Here is a 1175-nt window from a genome sequence, read left to right on the forward strand (position 1 = left end):
ATCGGCAAAGCGTATTTCATCAATTACGCCACTTGGGATTCCTGAGTCGAAATAGTTCGAGACAATGACATTCTCACCCGTTTCAAAAGAGATCATTAAATCATCACCACTTTGGTGAAGCGCAGCATTTTGTGCGCTTAAATCATTCGCTATTTCAATGATGTTAAAGTCTTCTGAAAAATCAGAAATACGAGATACTCCAGAACCTGCGTAGATACGATATACATCGCCCCCAAAGCCGCCCATTAGACGATCATTCCCTTTGCCACTAATCAGGGTATCTTGGCCGTCTCCACCATAAAGTTCATCATCACCTGCGCCCCCGTCTAAAACGTCATGCCCCTCTCCGCCTCGAAGAATGTCATTATTTGCTTTGCCATATAGCTGATCATTCCCGGCACCGCCTTCAAGTTCATCAAATATTGCGGCATCATCCGTGCCGTAAATTAGATCGTCACCCTCAGTGCCTAAAGCATAATTCCAAGATTCCGTTTCGTTACTCCTAATTACGACATAACCTGAACCATTATAGTAACCACCAGAAATATCAATGACCTCGCCTATCGTATCGGTAATTTCGACCTCGGTGTCATTCACAAGCAAGTGATCAAGTTGATAGCGCCAATTTCCATAGTCTCTATCAAAATGCAAACTGACCTCAACAGACCAGTCCAAAGCCTCGCCAGCGCTAATAAATAGTGAGTGTCGACCTTTCATTCTAAATTCAATGTCACTTGCGTCGATATCACCCTGAATGTTTAGCGTATTTAAGCCACCACCGAATACCACTTCATCATGGCCTTCACCCACATTCATACTAACGGTATCATCGCCATCGCCGGCATTAAGGTAATCATTCCCGGCACCGCCATTCAACTCATCATTGCCCTCACCACCATAGAGCCAATCATTACCAGAATTACCAAACAATTGGTCAGCGCCCGAATAACCTAGCAACGAGTCGTCACCTTGCCCACCGCTGAGGTGGTCGTTGCCTTGACCTCCGAAAATGCTGTCATTCCCTGCCAAACCATCAATTTCGTCATCAGCATCACCTGCAACAAAATAGTCGTCACCTTCGGTAATAGAATTAATGATCAAAGCATAGATATCTGTTTCAGCCCATTCGGAACCATCAGAAAACTCGAAAGTAGATACTTGGCCGGTACTGGTCG

Annotated in this window: 1 protein-coding gene; it reads right to left on the minus strand. The window is 44.9% G+C overall.

All coding sequences use genetic code 11. The features are described from left to right. A partial coding sequence (locus tag A3766_RS03940; protein WP_082907027.1) for a calcium-binding protein occupies window positions 1–1175 on the minus strand: 1175 nt, incomplete at both ends.

Source organism: Oleiphilus sp. HI0132, from assembly GCF_001635845.1.